This is a genomic window from Paenibacillus oenotherae (assembly GCF_019443105.1).
GTDB classification, from domain to species: Bacteria; Bacillota; Bacilli; order Paenibacillales; family Paenibacillaceae; genus Paenibacillus_Z; species Paenibacillus_Z oenotherae.
The window spans coordinates 152,458-170,992 of record NZ_JAHZIJ010000005.1 but is presented as its reverse complement, the minus strand read 5'-3'; the positions used below and the strand labels follow the sequence as shown (position 1 = coordinate 170,992).

Genomic DNA, 18,535 nt, shown 5'->3' with positions numbered 1-18,535 from the left:
CAGGAGGGAAAACCATGAAAAAAGGACGCGTTGTATCCGTCATGGGTCCGGTTGTCGACGTTGAATTCGAACGCGGTCACTTGCCGGAAATTTTGAACGCGATCAAAGTGGAGCATAAGGCTGACGCTGCAGGCGGCAAAGATATTAACTTGACGCTTGAAGTTGCAGTTCACCTTGGCGACAACATCGTACGTGCTGTTGCCATGAGTACGACTGATGGCCTCGTTCGCGGAACTGAAGTCGTGGACACAGGCGCACCGATCACCATTCCGGTCGGCGCACCAACACTTGGCCGCGTGTTCAATGTTCTCGGCGAACCGATTGACAATGCAGGTGAAGCGAAATCTGCTAAAAACTTGCCGATTCACCGCGAAGCACCTACTTTCGATGAATTGTCCACGCAATCGGAAATTCTCGAAACAGGAATTAAAGTTATCGATCTGCTTGCTCCATACGCAAAAGGCGGTAAAATCGGTCTTTTCGGCGGCGCAGGTGTTGGTAAAACCGTTACGATTCAAGAGCTGATCAACAACATCGCACAAGAGCACGGCGGTATCTCCGTATTCGCAGGTGTTGGTGAGCGTACTCGTGAAGGTAATGACTTGTACCATGAGATGAAGGATTCCGGCGTATTGCCTAAGACTGCAATGGTCTTCGGTCAAATGAATGAGCCGCCAGGAGCACGTCAGCGTGTTGCTTTGACGGGTCTGACGATGGCTGAGTATTTCCGTGATGAAGAGGGCAAAGACGTTCTTCTCTTCGTTGATAACATCTTCCGTTTCACCCAAGCAGGTTCTGAGGTATCCGCACTTCTTGGTCGTATGCCATCCGCGGTAGGTTACCAGCCAACCCTCGCAACTGAGATGGGCCAACTGCAGGAGCGTATCACGTCCACGAAGAAAGGCTCTGTTACGTCGATTCAAGCGATCTACGTACCTGCCGATGACTATACGGATCCGGCTCCAGCTACAACATTTGCCCACTTGGATGCTACAACTAACTTGGAGCGTAAAATCTCCGAGAAAGGTATCTTCCCGGCAGTAGATCCGCTGGCATCGTCCTCGCGTATTCTGACTCCGGAAGTACTAGGAGAAGAGCATTACAATGTCGCTCAAGGCGTTAAGAAAATTCTTCAGCGCTACAAAGAGCTTCAAGATATTATCGCCATCCTTGGTATGGATGAGCTGTCCGAGGAAGATAAAGTGACCGTTGCACGCGCACGGAAAATCGAACGCTTCCTGTCCCAGCCTTTCCACGTTGCTGAGCCATTCACAGGTACACCAGGTAAGTATGTACCGGTTAAAGAAACGGTACGCAGCTTCAAGGAGATCCTAGACGGCAAGCACGACAATCTGCCGGAAGCGGCATTCATGTACGTTGGTACGATTGAAGAAGCCGTGGAGAAAGCCAAAACGCTGTAATAGCGAAGGCAGGAGGGTTCCACATGAGCACCTTTTTATTAGAAATCGTTACACCTGAGCGTAAAGTATACGCTGAGAATGTTAATATGGTGATCGTCAAAGGCGTGGAAGGCGAGCTGGGGATTCTGCCGAATCATATCCCGCTCGTAACACCTTTGCGGATCGCACCGGTTACAATCAAGAAAGACCGTGCCGAACAAGTAGTAGCCGTCAACGGTGGCTTCATCGAAGTGCGCAAGGACAAGGTCGTTATCTTGGCCGAGAGCGCTGAGCTGCCTGCTGATATTGACGTTGAACGTGCACAGGCTGCCAAGCAGCGTGCTGAACAGCGTCTAAGCGGCAAGCGTGACGAGTTTGATTTCCGTCGCGCTGAGCTTTCCCTGCAACGTGCTATTAACCGCTTGGATGCAAAGCATCGGGTATAGTTAGGAACGACAAAGTGGGTGTCCCAACAGTCATCATAGATGACGACGGGACACCCCTTTTTTATTGAAATTATTTATTCGCCGCATCCACTGCATGGTCGCATGTTCCTCCAATCGCTGTTGTTCCCGGATTCTTTGAATGAAATAACTAATGGAGGAATCCGGGTACAAAGGCGAACGCTGACGCTTCTCCAGAATCATGCGACCTCTCGGTTTTGGCCAACCATCACGTTCGCTACGTCAATAATGTCATTGGCCGCTTCACATGAACATCGCCAGGCAGCTACTATAATCTCAAAATACTACGAAGTTGATCCGTCTAACTAAACACAGCATACCTAGACCTCACGCCAGATCCGCAAAGACCGTTCTTGAGAATATGATTTCAAATGGCTGACTCCCTCAATAGCAGCTAGAATATCGCACTATTAGCCATTGAAGAAGGAGAAAAAGGAAGATCAAGCGCTTAAGCGACTCTTTAGTTACCCCTGAACGAAGGGCTCTTCATGATTGATGTGTCCATCTGGTGATGAGATCTTAGAGATCAGCTTATTCGTATATTCGCTGAGAGGCAGCAGACAGCACAATAAAAAGAGCCCCCGTGAGGGAGCTCTTTTTATTTGGTTGAATTGGATTAGTTGTTGATGAATCCAACGTTACCAAGGAAACGGATAACCATTGTAGCTGCTTCAGCACGGTTAGCGTTAGAGTTACCAGCTACTTTCGTAGCGGATTGACCTTCAACAATACCCGATTTTACAGCAGCAGCAACTTCCGCTTTTGCCCAGCCCAAGTTGCTCGCATCCGTAAAGCTAGCCAGTGCTGCAGATACTTCCGCATCTGTCAGTTTAACTTCTTTACCTGCAAATGCAGCGGCACGAACTACCATTGCCGAAAGCTCTTTGCGAGTGATGTTTGCATTCGGATTGAATTTACCTTTTTCGTCACCTTTGATGATACCAGCCTCTGCAGCAGCAGCTACAACGCCAGCATACCATTTTTTGGACGAAACATCGGAAAACTTCGATGTTGTTCCAGTAGCATCAAGTCCGAGTGAACGGACGATCAGTGCCGCGAACTCAGCGCGAGTGATGTTGCGTTTAGGTTCGAACTTGTTAGCGCCCGTACCTTCAACAACCAACTTCGCTGCTAAAGTCTCGATATCTTTCTTCGCCCAGTGGTTCGCAAGATCCTTGAAGGATACAGCGTCCAATTGGATGACAGAGTAGATACTCGTGCTGTTACGGATAAGAGTAGCGATCGTATTGCCATTCTCAGCAGCGAACGTAGCTGGGACGAAGCTCAGCTCTTTCGTAGCAGGGTTGTACAATACACCGGTTACCGTCTTGGAATCAACAGTACCAGCAACTGGAAGAGTACGTTTGAAGTACGTTCCAAGGTTGTTGATTTGTTGTTCTTTACCGTTACCAACAGCAACGATTTTGAAATCAACTGGCGTAGCCAGTGGTTTCGCATCGATTCCGTAGATAGCATCAGTTACTGCTTTAGCAGCGTCACCAGCAAGTTTCTTCAGTTCTACACGGATCACCAGATCTTTAAGCGCCACCCCGAGGGATTTAGCTTGCTCTTCCAGTTTCAGTGCAGCGATTGGAAGCGTGATGGACGTACCGTCCTCCAGCTTAATCGTCAGAGACTCACCTTTGATCAAAGCGTCAGCAGGAATAGTTACTACATCGGATTTGGAGATGATCGTTTGGTTCTTATCTTGTGCAAAGAGATTGCTCAGTGCAGTGCCGTCTACTTTACCGTTGTTGTCAATTACTCCATTAGTGCCTCCTGGGAAGAAACCACCACCATTACTTTGTGAGTTGTAAACCCACGTAGTAACAGGAGTGCTGCTACCTGGATAGAAGTATTTCAACTGCAACGGGTAATATGTAGCATACGTTGCGTATGGAGCAACAACTTCGAAATTGTACTCACCATTAGAGGAGTAGGTACCGTAAACAACATCAAATGCTGATGTTTTATCGTGACCGTAAACATAAATGGCAACTTTTTCTCCGTTAAGAGCTGCATAAGTAGCGTCTGTTACATATACAGTACCCGTTACTTTGCTGTTAGCATAGGAAACATTTCTGTATCCGTTAGTTGCGTTAGCAGCGAAAGCGAGAACTGGAACTAGCACTGAAACAATCATCAATGATGCGATAAGTGCTGAAATTTTGCTTGTCAAAACCTTTTTCATTTTTTGTTTTCACCTCCTTTCACGAAAGAATAGTGAACCTATCGAAAAACAATTATATAACAGGATGGATTGGAAAGAAAGTCTCATATTATGACAATATCAAATCTTTAAAAGATATTAAAGTAAAAAGTTACAATATCAGCTAATTATTCTTATATAGTTCCTCTAAAGAGGCTCTCTCGTTCTCGTCAGCTTCAATTAATTTGTTATACAAATTCTCGTCATTCTGCCCCGTAGCTTCCAGTGAGGCAAGGTAGTAGCGGACTGTCGTTCGCGCATAGACGTTATCTTGTAAATTCTCAGCAATATCCTGTACCAGCAAGGCTTTAGCGGCTTCATAATCCTTATGATTGTAGTGGATGATGCCGATGGCCTGCCTCATTAGGAAGGTGACATTGAATTCACGGCCTTGAAGCTGTGTCTCGGGCAATGTCTTGAGAAGCTCGATGCGATTAAGCACTTCTTGATATAATTCGAGAGATTGTTTCCATTTTGTGTCCGTGAGCTCAGGATTATTCTGCTTGTCCTTCTCACCGGCCAAATAATACTCCATAATAGCTGCTTCATAAAAGTTAATATCCCATTGAAACTTCTTGATGCCATCATTCAAAACCTGAAGGACCCGATCCTGTTGGCCTTCGTCTTTGTAGAATTGATACTCTTCCAGTAATAGATAACGATTGTAAGGCTCAAAAGGTTTCAGTTGATCGATCAGTTTTTTAATTTCCTGTCGGAATTTAACATCTCCGGTTTGTTGAAACGCCTGTTTCATCCAGTTTATTTTTCTTAAAGTATAATCGGGATGAGACGGGGAAATGTTAATAGCATCATCAATAGAAGGCAATAATTCATCCAGTGATTTCTGCTGAACAACCGCAAGATCCATGGCATGGCGATAAGCCAGATTGCCGCTGTATTCACGATACACCCAGGTAAACAGAATAAGGGCGATCAAGGATAACGAGATCGGATAGGCTATGCGCCACTTGCGATCCTTTATGGATTCCATCGAAGGCAAGACCAGTTTCTGATGAAACGGTGCCAGCATTGCGCCTAGAGACAAGAATACGATTATCGCAAGATAACTGTAGCTCATATCAAAATCAATGGCACTGTGGGCAAGAATGGATATCGATAGGATAAAGAAGAATAATTGGCTGCCCCGAAGCTCAGGATTTCTAATATAAGCTCTTATAAACAGGGTATAGACTAGAACAAGGAATGCAATTAAAAGGATCAGACCAATCCAGCCGATCTCAATTAATGTCTGAAAAAAGTAGCTGTGGGCTTGCCTGCTCGTATACGGATTATTCTGATATTCCTCGTAGAGTACGGTCCATGCTCCGCCGCCTGCACCTATAAGCGGATAGTCGCCCGACAATTTGAGTGCATCCTTATAGAAGGTTCCGCGTTCCAGCACGCTGTGCTGCTCGAAATTAATATTGGCTATCCGATCAGCGATGCTGGCTGGCAATAGCGACCTGACGCCACTGCTAGCAAGAAGCAATGTGGCTGCAAGACTGCCAATGATAACGAAGATCAGCGGGACTGCAACGAATGACCATTTGTTCGCTGTAAATTTCTCCGTCTTGCTGTCAATCCAATTCAATAGCCTCGAATGGAAAATGGTGATGATGGCAGCAACCACCAAGGCTGCTCCAATTAATAGACCCCAGCCGATCATCGGCTGTTTATTCCAGATCGAGAATGTATTGCCTGCCTCGGATTCAAAATTAAGTGCAGTTGCTATTTTGTCCGCAGCTATTGTTATATTACTCAAAATAGCGAAAGATGAAACAATTGCGAGAAACATGTATATTAAATAAGTGAATTGTTTGCCAATGCGCAGGAAAGGAAGAATGATAAGCACCAGAAGAGGAACGAAAAGCAGCGCTGCCCTGGAATAAGTGAGCATCATCGAGATCCAGATTGGCACTAACATAAATGCATGAAGTGAACGCCAATACCACTGCTTGCAATGAATGACTAGAAATAGTCCTCCCAGAAACAATGCGGTCAGAAACCCGGCATAGGAGTTGGAGTATTGGAAGATGGACGTCAATCTGAACGATTCATCTGCTTTCCACAATGCATTAGGGAAATAAGCCTGACCGAACAGGTTCATTAATCCATAAATAACGACACCATAACCGGACAGCTGTATAGCCTTCGCAAGGATTGTCCGGTGAAGTTTATTTTCTGCGATATACAAACCCAGGATGAAGAATGCAACCACCATGAATTGTGTGAGCATCATCAGCTTCGCGTTATGCACGGTAACAGCGCCTATATAGGACATGAGATACATTACTGGGAGAAATAATACGGCCATAGAAAGAATGGCTCTAAAGTCGTTTATTTTCCATGTGCGAATTAGCCGGATCCCGGCAATGAGAAGCAGTGCAAATGTGTAAATCATTGCTTCAAGCAAAGGAGCTTCAAATCCGAAGGCGTCGCCATTCCCGACTGTAAAGGCATTGAATAACGCCACTCGGAACTGAAAGATGAAGATGAAGAAGACAACAGCGATTAATAGAGTCCATTGCAGGAGAGAGGTATTGTTGTCGTCTATAGTTGTCTGTAGAATCGGCCGATCTTTCTTTTTCATTATTAAAAAGCTCCTTTAGTGATAATACTAACCTGACCACGCGTCCGCTATATTCTAACAAATCGTGCACTGTAAATCTAGTTGATGAGCGAGATAAGTTATACTAGTTGTCGGGAGAATTGGTATATATCACTAGCGGTTTGTTGTGCCTTGACACTATGAGAATGGAATCTGCTATGATATTCTTTATGAATCGTTGCACATAGATCAAATATTTAAATATGGAGTGAAATAATGAAATGAATTTAGCAAACAAGATGGTTGCATATTTGAGGAGAAACCGATCGATACTGTTTCAATTTATTAAGAGAGAAACGGTCAGCCGTTATAAAGGCTCCTATCTTGGATTTCTCTGGACTTTCTTGACGCCGATGTTCATGCTTATGGTGTATACGTTTGTTTTCAGTGAGATATTCCAGTCCAAATGGCAGACAGGAAACACGAATAAACTGGAATTTGCTATTATCGTATTTTGCGGATTGACCACTTACAATATTTTCGCAGAGGTTGTATCCCGTTCCCCGAGTCTGGTAATGAGTAACGTCAATTATGTTAAAAAAGTTGTGTTCCCGCTTGAATTATTTTCTCTGATCGCTCTGGGGTCCACATTGGTCACCGCAACGATCAATATCTTGCTTATTATCATTTTTACTTTAGTTTTTATGGGAAGTTTAAGTTGGACGGTACTTCTTCTGCCGATCGTTCTACTCCCTGTGGTGTTATTTACATTGGGATTGTCATGGTTGCTGTCCTCTTTGGGCGTTTATTTGAGAGACATTGGCCAACTGATCGGGATAGCAATTCAATCCCTCATGCTGCTAAGCCCAATATTCTATTCCGTTAATGTTATCCCGGCTGATTTCAAATGGTTTTATTATATTAATCCCATTACCTATTTTGTTGAAGATATGAGAAGCATTCTAGTATGGGGAACTGCCCCGGACTTACGAGTTTTATTGCTGGAAATTCTGGTTTCGGCACTGATTTGTTTTGCCGGATTGGCTTGGTTTCGTAAAACAAAAAAAGGCTTCGCTGATGTTTTATAATGAAAAGGATTGATAAAAATATGACAAAGCCATCGATAAGAATTTCCCATTTGTCTAAGACATACCGAATTTTTGAGAAGCCTCAAGACCGGCTAATGCAGTTTCTTTTTAAGAACAAACAGTATTACCGTGATTTCAACGCCCTGCAGCCGCTTTCCTTTGAAGTGTTCCGGGGGGAGGCTGTTGGCATCATTGGAAGAAACGGATCGGGCAAGAGTACTCTTCTCCAGATGATCGCGGGGACTTTGACACCAAGCAGCGGAGAGATTGAAGTGGACGGCCGTGTAGCCGCACTGCTGGAATTAGGAAGTGGGTTCAATCCGGAGTTTACAGGCCGAGAGAATGTTTATTTGAATGCATCGATCTTGGGCATTGGCCGTGATGAAATTGAACAACGATTTGACGAAATTTTGAAATTTGCCGATATCGGCGACTTTATCGATCAGCCTGTGAAGACTTATTCCAGTGGAATGTATGTGCGATTAGCCTTTGCTGTCTCAATCAATGTCGATCCGGACATCTTGATTGTAGATGAAGCGCTCGCTGTAGGTGACGGAAGATTCCAGTTGAAATGCTTCGAGAAAATTAAAGCTCTTAAAGAGGCGGGCAAGACAATACTCGTTGTTTCGCATGATCTGCAAACCGTCAGACAAATATGCGATAAAGCGATTCTCATTGACCGGGGCAAGCTGCTCGATATCGGAGATCCTAATGATGTTGTAAACCACTATACGAAAGTATTGTTCTCACAGCTTTCCAATGAAGAAAGTGAAGCGAAGGTAGAAGAAAAGGCACCCGAATCAGCTGTTAAGACATTTAAAGGGGCCGATTATACCGAGGAGACCAAATCAAAGGAATATAGATATGGCAATCATGACGGGGTTATTGAATGGATTTCAGTGGGTGGAAGAGGTATTGATGAAATTGTGACACTTACCACTTCCGAGGAGCTGGATGTTCAATTTAGAGTGAAGGCCAATCGAAGGATTACACAGCCTATATTCGCTATGACGGTGAAATCGGTTAAAGGTGTTGATGTATTCGGCACCAATTCTTATTTTCGCGGCTATGATTTCAGAGAGCTGTCAGATGGAGATACGGCACTGATTACCTTCAAGCAAAAGATGCGGCTCATGCCCGGCGATTACTTTATTTCACTTGGATTTGTAGAATTGATTAATGGGGACATCGTTCCTTTGGATCGTCGCTATGATGTGATCGAATTGAAGATTCTTCCTGAGAAGAATGATAGAAGCTTCGGAATTGCCAATCTTGAGAGTGAAATTGAAATTGAGTATACCTAATATGAATCCAGCCCCAGGAGCTATTTGATCGATAGTCCTTGGGGCTGGATTTATTATCATATGATGTTAAATGCTCATGGAAGCAAGATGCTTATAAAATTCACATGTTTCATGCAATCCTTGCTCCAATGTATAAAGAGGTGTCCAATTCAATTCCTGGATCGCCTGGCTGTTGTCCAGAACACTATGCTCGATATCGCCAGAACGTGAAGGCGCATATTGCGGCGCTGGAGCCTGAGGAATGAGTTGTTGAATATTAGTAAAGAGTGAGTTGACAGAAATCTGCGAATTGGTTGAGATGTTCATGGTTTTTTTGGAACCGGCTGTTAGAGCGGCAATGTTGGCCGATACGATATCTTTTACATATATAAAATCTCTTGTCTGTTCTCCATCTCCATATATAAAGGGGGACTTGTCATTCGTCAGATAGTCAATAAATATGGACACGACCCCACCCTCGCCTGCCGGGTCTTGTCTTGGGCCGTAAACATTTGCGTATCGAAGTATAGTATAATCAAGCGAAAACAGTTCAGAATACAGTTTAATGTATTGCTCCGGCGTATGCTTGGATATTCCATAGAATGACAGTGGAGCGATCGGATGGGATTCATCGACTGGAAGATAGTTAGGAATGCCGTATACAGCTGCTGAAGACGCATAAATGATCTTGCGTACAGCGTGTTTCTTGCACAGCTCCAGCAAGGCAATTGTTCCAGAGATATTGGTCTGTGCATCAAAAAGCGGATTGTTAATGGATGCCTGCACGCTAATTTGGGCAGCATGATGAATAACAATTTCCGGTCGGAAATCCTGGAAAGCATGCTCTAATTGAACATCTGCTATGTCCATCATGTATCTCTTTGCTTTGTCATTGATATATTGGGTTTTGCCAGTAATCAGGTTGTCTACAATCGCGATCTCATGACCGATATTGATGAGTCCGTCTACAATATGTGAAGCGATAAAACCGGCTCCACCGGTTACCATAATTCTCATGATTTCCCTCCTAGGAACTACAAATACATGTCGTTTTAGATTATATTATATAGTATCATATAGCTTATGTTAACTGTAGGCGTACACGGATACTAAAGATTTGGAGAGAAACGAAATGAACAAGATTGGAAATGTGACGATCAACTTAGATTATTATAACGGACATTCGGTATATAGTGACGGAAGTATTGAGGATGAAATTCTTGGCATTGCAGAGCAAGAAATTGATCTGGAAGACGTTATTTCCAAAGATGACCGTTGGCCCATATTGTATCATTTCTCACCTGTAAGAAGGCAGATCGTAGAGTGGATCGACTTTCCTGAGAACTCCAAGTTATTGGAAATTGGGGCAGGCTGTGGCGCGATAACGGGTGTGCTTTGTGAAAAGGCATCAGAAGTTGTTGCGGTTGAGCTATCCTTGCGGAGAGCGAAAATTATTGCGAACAGATATAAGCATCATCGTAATCTGGAGATTATGGTTGGGAATTTGAACGATGTTTCATTTGAAACTTCTTTTGATATTGTAACGCTCATTGGTGTTCTAGAGTACGCTGGCAGGTTTACAGAGGAAGAGAATCCTTATCATTCTTTTCTGCGGAAGATTGCCGGGTTGATGGAGGATAATGGGCAGTTAATTATTGCGATAGAAAATAAGTTCGGGCTGAAGTATTGGGCTGGGGCCAGGGAAGATCATACAGGGCGCTTCTTCGATGGGCTGGAGAATTATCCGCATCAGGATGGTGTTGCGACTTTTAGTAAAGATGAGATAACGAAGCTATTGTTGGATACGGGTTTTATGGATATTGAGTTTTATTATCCAATGCCTGACTACAAAATGCCCAATCAAATCTTTTCTGATACCTACTTGCCGCGATCGGGACAAATCAAAGGTGAATTTCCTGCTTATGATGCCGATCGCTTGCGTATGTTCAATGAGAATCTAGTGCTTGAGAATCTTATTAAGAATAATAAATTCGACTTTTTTGCCAACTCCTTTTTAATTCTTTGCAAGAAGAAGGAGGTTGGGCATTCATGAAAATCCTCTATTCAAAATATACACGCGAGAGATTGGCGCAATTTCAGTTAGAAACCTCAATATATGAAGTTGATGGCCGGAAGATGGTTCGGAAGAGAGCGCTGACGCCTTCAGCACGGGAACATGTCGAAAACATTCATCGAAATTCTGTTCAATTGGGCCAGCAATACAGCAATGTTAGTGTGCTCGTTCCAGAGATAAGAGGAAATGAACTGCATTATCCCTTTATTGAAGGCGAGTCATGGGATCATAAATTGCATCGGCTGATCGTACTTAAGGACAAGGAGCGCTTTATTGCTGAGTTGCGTGATTTTGTACGTGTATTAAATGGGCTGCAAACCCCTGTAATAGAGAAATTCATTTCAGATGAGGGGTTTCATGAAGTTTTTGGCGTACAACTGACCATTGAGGATTCGAATTGCTTGATGCCTGCAAACATCGATTTGATCTTTGATAATGTTATTTCTGATGGAGAGGGAAATATCGTCATTCTTGATTGTGAGTGGGTTTTCCCTTTCAAGATCCCGTCTCTTTATATTATATGGCGTAGTGTATACGCTTTTTGGGTCAAACATCAATATGAAGTTCGGGCGCTGTTTGAATTTGAAGAATTATGTGATGTCGTAGGAATTACGCAAGACAAGCACAATATATTTCTTGAGATGGAAGAAACCCATTTTCAGAAATATGTGCACGGAATTAAGGATTATACGGCCTACGAGAAAAAAGGCTACACGACAGAACAGCTTGTGCAAACCACATTAGACAACCAAGTGGCTGTCGGCGTATATTTGCCCGTTGACCGGGTGTATACGTATGTGAAAGAATTGTCGATAAATGCAGGGGAGCAATATCAGAACCTGGTTTACAGCTTTGAAGAGAAATTCGATGATCATATCCGAATCGATCCAGCGAATTTTCCGGCATTAATTGAAGTGAAGGCAGTTCAGCTTCAAGAAGCACAAAGTACAGTGCCTGCTGAAGTGGCAAATACAGATAACCATTTTGAAGGAATAACCTTCAGCGACGATCTGATCAGGCTAGAGAGTGCAGATTCCTTGAAGATGATTGCTCTGTCTGACAATAGTCATCTCTTCTTCAAAATTAATCGGCAGATTACAGGTGATTTTCATGTAAAGATTTCTATGCGGGTTATAAAGGTGCTCCCTGCTGCCGTTGTCGATTACATCATCTCCTCAAAGCAAGAATCAACTGTATTGGAGCAAGAGAAGCAAACGGTCGAGGATACGAATCATCAATTGCAAATAGAACTCGATGAGATGGCGGGAAATGTTGCAGGGTTAGAAAAGTCAACTGCGGAATTGATGGTGAAGTTGGATTCGGTCGAGAGGGAAAAAGAGGAGCTAGAGCGTACGATCGAGGAGCTGGAAAGCCGCAACAGGGAGCTATTAATGAATGTCCAGCTAATGGAGAACTCGCATTCTTGGAAGCTGACTGCGCCTCTCAGGGCTGCACAAAGAACATGGAAGAAAAACAGGTGATCAAACAGTGGAAAAACTGGACATTATAATCGTCACCTATAATTCTTCACGTTGGGTAACGGCATGTCTGAATAGCATCCTTGCTGCAGATTATATGAACAGTGACATCTCGGTTACATTTGTTGACAACGGATCTCAGGATCAGACGGTGGACATCATTGAGAATTATCCGGACAAGGAGCAATTCGGCGGGTATCAATGTGTACAGCTGCAGAAGAACTGCGGGTTTGGCTCCGCTAATAACTACGGTGTCAAATGTACTGTTAATCCTTATATATTGCTGTTAAATGCCGACACCGAGCTTTATAAGGATGCTCTGCTCGAACTGAAGCGTGCGGTGATTCAAAGCGAAAGCGTTACAGCTATGTGGGAGATGAGGCAGGTTCCTTATGAGCATCCAAAATGGTATAATCCTGTAAGCTTAGAGACAACTTGGTGCAGTGCTGCTGCTTGTCTGGTCCGCAGAGAGGTTTTTGAAGAATGTGAAGGGTTTGATGAATCTATCTTCATGTACGCGGAAGACGTTGATCTAAGCTGGAGGTTCCGCCAAAGAGGCTATAAGCTGCAATATGTTCCCACAAGCGTTGTGAAACACTATTCGTATTCGTCGCCCGGAATAGTAAAGCCGCTGCAGCAGTATTCAAGTATTGTGAACAACTTGAGGCTGAGGTTCAAATTCGGCAGGTTGAAGGATATCGCGGAAGGGTACGTATGGTATTTGGCTGCGATAATTTTCATTAGGCCGAAAGGATATGTAATGTCGCTGATTGCACAGCTTCTGAAGAGCTTTGGCTGGAGCAGGAAATATAGGATGAGGCGCACTGGTTCAAACTTCTCGGCTCCGTTCGAGCCTGTTTTCAATCGATTTGAGTATGAGCTGGCGAGAGAAGGAGCTTTTTATACAAGTAAGCCCATAGCCGGAGAAGCTCCATTGATCTCGATATTAGTGAGGACGACAGAGCGCCCGGAAGTATTGAGAGAAGCATTATTAAGTATTAGAAATCAAACTTATCCTTCTTTGGAAGTTGTTGTTGTCGAGGATGGGATGAATGCTTCGGAATGGATGATCAACAAGGATTTTGCTGATCTCAACATTACGTATAGATGCACAAGTGGAAAATCAGGGCGGACACGTGCTGCGAACCTCGCACTCCAGCATGCCAGAGGGGCGTATTTTTGCTTTCTGGATGATGATGACCTATTATTCGCAGAGCATATTGAGGTACTGTATAATGAGATCATTGCATCTGGGAAACGAGCGGCCTATTCACTGGCGTATGAAGCCTATACCGAAGTAGAATCAACCTCACCTGAATACTGCTATGAAATCAAGGATCGAAGAATCGTATATCGTGAGAACTTTAACCGGCGTGTCCTGCTCTACAGAAACTTTTTTCCGATTCAAACCGTTTTGTTCTCTAGATCATTATATGATGAATTAGGCGGAATGGATGAATCCTTCGAATATTTGGAAGACTGGGATCTTTGGCTTCGCTATGCGGCATCACATGAATTTGTTTATGTGGACAAGGCAACCTCGGTATATAAAGTGCCTTATCAGAATCGTGAGTATAGCAGCCGCAAGATATTGCTGCAAGCCGCCCATCAGAAAATTCTGGATAAACATAGAGATATATTGAAAGAAATTCCTTCTGTGGAACTAGAGGAAGGAGAGAAGAGAATCAAGGCTATATCAACCGTCAGGTACAAGTTAAAGAACAAAAGCTTCAAGCAAATTGTTGGGCTAATGCTAGACAGAGCCAAGCAGTCCTTCCGAACAAAATAAGACATAAATCGTGACGAATGCGGGGTATATGACAAATGGCTAGTGAGGACAAGGATAACATTAAAGAACTTGAACGTGTCATAAGCACACAGGCGAAGCAGATTCAATATCTCAATGAAGAAAGAGAGCGGTTGACGGCTTCTACAACCCATTACAAATCGTTATCTGAAGACTTGAACACATTATTGCAAAGCATATATAATTCCAATGGATGGAAAGTAATGTCGAAGTATTACAAGCTGCGCGACTCCCTTCGACTGCCCAAATTTAGCGGTAAGGGACGAAAGGATAATAAGCAAGGAGAACTCCATTCCACGAATCAGAATGAAGGGGATAAAGTATCCATCATCATACCTGTATACAATAACGTCCCTTATCTGGAAAAGTGTATACATAGTGCGCTTGCCCAAACGTATCACTCGTTTGAAGTTGTTGTAGTCGATGATTGTTCCCCTGATCCAGCTGTTGCAACTATCCTTGAAAGCTTCACTCATCACCCGAATTACAAATATATCCGGAATGATTTCAATTGCGGTATCAGCGAGACGATGAATCAGGCTATTATTCATTCAAGCGGCAATTGGATTGCTTTCCTTGATTGCGATGACTGGCTCGATGCTGAGGCGATTGAGAAACTGATGGCTTGTCTGAAAGCCAAAGAGGGCGCGGTCTACGGGTATACAGACCGTTACAATGAGATTGAAAAAGATGGTACAAGCAAGGTCGAAACGTTCCGGTCCAGACCGACATCTAACTATTTGCAGGAGCTATTAGTCGGGATGTACACAAGCCATCTGAAAATGATACACAAAGATGTCTTTATCAAAATCGGCTTGCATGAGTCGAGATTTGATGGAGCGCAGGATTATGACATTGCTTTGAAAACAGCTTTTCATTATCAGGATGCGTTTGCATACTTGCCTGAACCTGTTTACCACCATCGGATACATGATAAACAGACGACGCAAGAAGCGGCCGCAAGAATCGAAGGAATCGTAACGACAATAAAAAGCGAAATCAGACAGCGTATCGAGATTCGAAATGGAAATCTTGATAAACTGGTCTCTTTTGTTATTTTGTCTTTTGAAAAAATGGAAATGACGTTGAAATGTGTGCAATCGATTAAAGATACCGTTAAAGTTGCGCATGAGATCATTATTTTTGATAATGCGTCAACACCTGAAACGGTACAATATCTAAAGGATCATGTAGAAGCGATCGATGGGGTCACGATTCATTACTCCGATCGAAATTTAGGATGTCCGGGCGGCAGAAGAACAGCGACGAAGTTAGCACAAGGAGATTATATTATTAATCTCGACAATGATATTCTGGTTACAGAGGGCTGGTTTGAAGAGATTATAACCAGAGCCGAGCAAAGTCCGAATATCGGTGCTGTGTGCTGTAAAACTGTTTTCCCGACGGGCAAGATTCAATTTAATGGTGCCTCATACGCTCTGTCTGAAGGGTTTATCACCTTCCTGCTAACAGATACAGATAAAGACGAGAATGAAGTGAGTACAGCACTATGGCATGAATGCAGCTGGGTTCCGGGGGGAGCAACCTTGTTCAAGAGAGAGGTAGTTGATCATCTGGATTACTCAGAAGGATATATCAATGCATTCGAGGATAACGATGTTGCTCTGCAAATTGCCAAATTAAACTATAGAATGGTAAATTGTCCAACATCCAAAGTTTACCATTACCACATCATGCACGACAAAGCTCAGGTTAACAAAGAGAAAGAGTACATGCGAGTCCGTTATAATAACGAAGGATTCATTCAATCCCTGGTTAATTTCTACAAGCGAAATCAACTGATTATTAATGATCCTTTTGTTCATCGGTTAATGAATGTCGAGGGATTAGAAAAGTCGGCAATAATAGCGCATGTTCAGGAATTGTCGAATCAAGATGCTTTAAGGAGAACATAAATGTCGAAGTCCACAATTAGCATTATTGGTATTGTTTTTATAGCAATGATTTGTGCGATTAGTAATATAGAGACTTTACACAATATCATATTAGGCACTTACAGATGGCATTCCGTTCAACCGGAAACGGTTGAAGGCGGCTTGGAGCTGCTTGTTGTTTTCTTGATTTTCTGTGCCCTATTGTTAACTAAATTGAATAGGTATGCGGCAATCATAATTTTTGTGGCAGTAGCAGGATTATACTTGCAGCGGAATCAGGTTTTGCTGCCTGCTCTTACGGCATTAGCCTATATTGAAGGCATTATTATTATCGGCAGCAAGCTCAAGTGCTTGTTCAAAGCAAAGAATACGGAAGATCCTGCTCGAAGCCTGGAGTATTACCTGAATTCCTTTCTTGTTGGGATTACGTTATGGAGTACCCTTGCTTTGATCTTATCCTTTTTGGGGTTGGGATCATTCAACACTCTAAGAGTATTGACAGTGGTATTAGTTGTGGGGGCCATATTCCCGCTTCGTTCGTATAAGCTGCCGCTATCTGTTTATTTGCTTGGAAAGAGTGCGCAAATCAGCAAATCAGCCCAAGTTGGCTTTAGTTTTGTTAGTGTTATGCTGCTTATGCAGTTTGCAAAAACCAATCGTGCTTTAGATTATGACTCGATTTGGTATGGGCTGCGTCCTGAAAAGGTATTGGTAGGCGCGCATTCATTTTTCGATCAACTGGGTCTGGTCATGATTGTGCACTATTATCCAAAGCTGTTTGAGTTTTTCAGCATTCCGTTAAGTGATCTGGGAGAGTACAGCTTTAACTCGTCGCTAAATGTCATCTTGTTTGGGCTGTTGCTGATACTGGTGTTCGTTTTTTTGAGAAGAGTATCGAGTCATGCCCGCATTAATACGGCATTAATAGCCATACTTGCATCCACGCCTGCGATAGCGAACATGGCATCGACCGCCAAAATGGATCTGTTTACTGCGTTCTTTATAATTATGGGCACTTATTATTTGTGGAAATGGTTCGAGGAGAAGGACAACGCATTTATATGCTACTCTCTCGCGGGTTTTTGTTTGTCGCTAGGGGGTAAAATCTCAAGTTTTATGTACGTGCCGTTAATTGTATTTGGATTCTTCGTTTATTTCCTATACGTCAATAGAAAAAATCGGAGAAATGCTCAATCGGGCAGTCATCCTGTAAACATACCGGTAAACAAGAAATGGAATAGCATCAGTATAGTTGTACTGAGTATGGCTGTTTTTGTTATTCTTTCTATCGTTTATAGAACCTATAAACTCACGGGGTATCCTTTATACCCGATATTGGGAAGTCTGTGGAGTAAATTAGGGTTTCAGATCAAATATCCTCTAATGGGGAGTTCTGATGATTTTGTACTTAATGAAAAAAAAGAGCTTCTTACTCATTGGATGAAAATAATATTCGATCCTACGGGATACACTCATTATATAATGGTGTGGCCTGGAAATTACTCTCTGTTATTGCTAGTGGCAGTATTTGTTATTGTTTTGTTTCAACTTAAAAAAAGAGAGAAAATGAGATCATTGGTGCTATTTTTAGTGTTTTCTCCTGTTTTTATAAGTACTTTGTATTATATAACGACATTTCCTCAAGGGGGAGATGGGAATTACTATATCGTCGCGATTATTTTTTGTGTGCTGGCCTCCGCTTTTGTTATCAATAAAGGGAAGTCGAATCTGCAAAAGGCGATATTGCTGTCTTTATTGATGTTTTTACCCGTACAATCATTTGTAACTTTAATTTCCCATTTCTCCTGGAGTTGGGGAACTTCAGCATTTGCTATGAATTTTACTCAAAGCAACTTTGAATCAGAAACAACCAAAGCGACTACATTAAGAAATGAAGGACTTGAAAATATTGAATTATATCTCAAGGAATCAAAAGATATAGAAAACTGTATCGGCGTAGTGGATAAAGACGGTACTGAAATTGTTCTGAATCAGCTAGCGTGTCGATTTGAGGATTATGGGCATGTTGCCTCGCGTTTTGGCAATCCTGAGTTATTGAATTCAAAGGAAGCGGTGTTGAAGTACTTGCAATTTGCTCAAACAAGGTATGCTATTATCTCGAAGAACGCGGTTCAACCGAATGATTCTGCTTTTATGAGTGTAGTTGATGAGCTTGCCGCGAATAATATCACAACTAGAGTTGAAGACAGCAACTATTACTTGCTCGACTTCCATCAGCAGTTTTCTCAGGTAAAGAAATAAGATAAATTATTTTAAATGGGTGGGTCG

General features: G+C 42.9%; 11 protein-coding genes and 1 pseudogene. 9 read left to right on the top strand and 3 right to left on the bottom strand.

Annotation, left to right across the window (positions count from 1 at the left end; genetic code table 11):
* Nucleotides 1-14 precede the first annotated feature (14 nt).
* Nucleotides 15-1,421, top strand: coding sequence for a F0F1 ATP synthase subunit beta (atpD, locus tag K0T92_RS09960; protein WP_219872311.1), 1,407 nt, complete (start codon nt 15-17; stop codon nt 1,419-1,421).
* A 23-nt stretch (nt 1,422-1,444) separates the two neighbouring features.
* Nucleotides 1,445-1,846, top strand: a complete 402-nt coding sequence (locus K0T92_RS09955) for a F0F1 ATP synthase subunit epsilon (protein WP_219872310.1) — start codon at nt 1,445-1,447, stop codon at nt 1,844-1,846.
* A 634-nt stretch (nt 1,847-2,480) separates the two neighbouring features.
* Here K0T92_RS09955 and K0T92_RS09950 read toward each other — a convergent pair.
* Together K0T92_RS09950 and K0T92_RS25620 are read right to left on the bottom strand one after the other, a co-directional pair.
* A complete protein-coding gene (locus K0T92_RS09950; RefSeq protein WP_219872309.1) occupies nt 2,481-4,055 on the bottom strand; it encodes an S-layer homology domain-containing protein in 1,575 nt (524 codons plus the stop codon).
* A 1,237-nt stretch (nt 4,056-5,292) separates the two neighbouring features.
* A pseudogene (locus tag K0T92_RS25620) lies at nt 5,293-5,739 on the bottom strand (O-antigen ligase family protein); the annotation flags it as partial.
* A 1,163-nt stretch (nt 5,740-6,902) separates the two neighbouring features.
* On the opposite strand from K0T92_RS25620, the gene K0T92_RS09940 reads away from it, so the two are divergent.
* Both K0T92_RS09940 and K0T92_RS09935 read left to right on the top strand, forming a co-directional pair.
* Nucleotides 6,903-7,709, top strand: a complete 807-nt coding sequence (locus tag K0T92_RS09940; RefSeq protein ID WP_246628040.1) for an ABC transporter permease — start codon at nt 6,903-6,905, stop codon at nt 7,707-7,709.
* A 20-nt stretch (nt 7,710-7,729) separates the two neighbouring features.
* Entirely contained in the window at nt 7,730-9,013 is a 1,284-nt protein-coding gene (locus K0T92_RS09935) for an ABC transporter ATP-binding protein (protein WP_219872307.1), read from the top strand.
* Between the two features lie 66 nt (nt 9,014-9,079).
* On the opposite strand, the gene K0T92_RS09930 is transcribed toward K0T92_RS09935, so the two are convergent.
* A complete protein-coding gene (locus K0T92_RS09930) occupies nt 9,080-10,009 on the bottom strand; it encodes an NAD-dependent epimerase/dehydratase family protein (protein WP_219872306.1) in 930 nt (309 codons plus the stop codon).
* 115 nt (nt 10,010-10,124) lie between these two features.
* On the opposite strand from K0T92_RS09930, the gene K0T92_RS09925 reads away from it, so the two are divergent.
* From K0T92_RS09925 to K0T92_RS09905, 5 genes are read left to right on the top strand one after another with little or no spacing between them, the layout of a single operon-like run.
* Nucleotides 10,125-11,045: a class I SAM-dependent methyltransferase gene (locus K0T92_RS09925; protein ID WP_219872305.1), complete on the top strand. Its 921-nt coding sequence runs from the start codon at nt 10,125-10,127 to the stop codon at nt 11,043-11,045.
* Complete coding sequence (locus tag K0T92_RS09920) at nt 11,042-12,547, top strand: hypothetical protein (RefSeq protein ID WP_219872304.1); 1,506 nt, start codon at nt 11,042-11,044, stop codon at nt 12,545-12,547. The genes K0T92_RS09925 and K0T92_RS09920 overlap by 4 nt, the downstream gene beginning before the upstream one ends.
* A gap of 7 nt (nt 12,548-12,554) precedes the next feature.
* Complete coding sequence (locus tag K0T92_RS09915; RefSeq protein ID WP_219872303.1) at nt 12,555-14,333, top strand: glycosyltransferase family 2 protein; 1,779 nt, start codon at nt 12,555-12,557, stop codon at nt 14,331-14,333.
* A gap of 35 nt (nt 14,334-14,368) precedes the next feature.
* On the top strand, nt 14,369-16,267 hold the full coding sequence (locus K0T92_RS09910; protein WP_219872302.1) for a glycosyltransferase: 1,899 nt from the start codon (nt 14,369-14,371) through the stop codon (nt 16,265-16,267).
* Nucleotides 16,268-18,508 (top strand): hypothetical protein, encoded by a 2,241-nt coding sequence (locus K0T92_RS09905; RefSeq protein WP_219872301.1) that lies wholly within the window; start codon nt 16,268-16,270, stop codon nt 18,506-18,508.
* Nucleotides 18,509-18,535 lie beyond the last annotated feature (27 nt).

What these genes read in the sequence shown, in the direction of transcription:
- atpD (WP_219872311.1), top strand. Translation starts at nt 15, where the DNA reads ATGAAAAAAGGACGCGTTGTATCCGTCATGGGTCCGGTTGTCGACGTT.
- K0T92_RS09955 (WP_219872310.1), top strand. Translation starts at nt 1,445, where the DNA reads ATGAGCACCTTTTTATTAGAAATCGTTACACCTGAGCGTAAAGTATAC.
- K0T92_RS09950 (WP_219872309.1), bottom strand. Translation starts at nt 4,055, where the DNA reads ATGAAAAAGGTTTTGACAAGCAAAATTTCAGCACTTATCGCATCATTG.
- K0T92_RS09940 (WP_246628040.1), top strand. Translation starts at nt 6,903, where the DNA reads ATGAATTTAGCAAACAAGATGGTTGCATATTTGAGGAGAAACCGATCG.
- K0T92_RS09935 (WP_219872307.1), top strand. Translation starts at nt 7,730, where the DNA reads ATGACAAAGCCATCGATAAGAATTTCCCATTTGTCTAAGACATACCGA.
- K0T92_RS09930 (WP_219872306.1), bottom strand. Translation starts at nt 10,009, where the DNA reads ATGAGAATTATGGTAACCGGTGGAGCCGGTTTTATCGCTTCACATATT.
- K0T92_RS09925 (WP_219872305.1), top strand. Translation starts at nt 10,125, where the DNA reads ATGAACAAGATTGGAAATGTGACGATCAACTTAGATTATTATAACGGA.
- K0T92_RS09920 (WP_219872304.1), top strand. Translation starts at nt 11,042, where the DNA reads ATGAAAATCCTCTATTCAAAATATACACGCGAGAGATTGGCGCAATTT.
- K0T92_RS09910 (WP_219872302.1), top strand. Translation starts at nt 14,369, where the DNA reads ATGGCTAGTGAGGACAAGGATAACATTAAAGAACTTGAACGTGTCATA.
- K0T92_RS09905 (WP_219872301.1), top strand. Translation starts at nt 16,268, where the DNA reads ATGTCGAAGTCCACAATTAGCATTATTGGTATTGTTTTTATAGCAATG.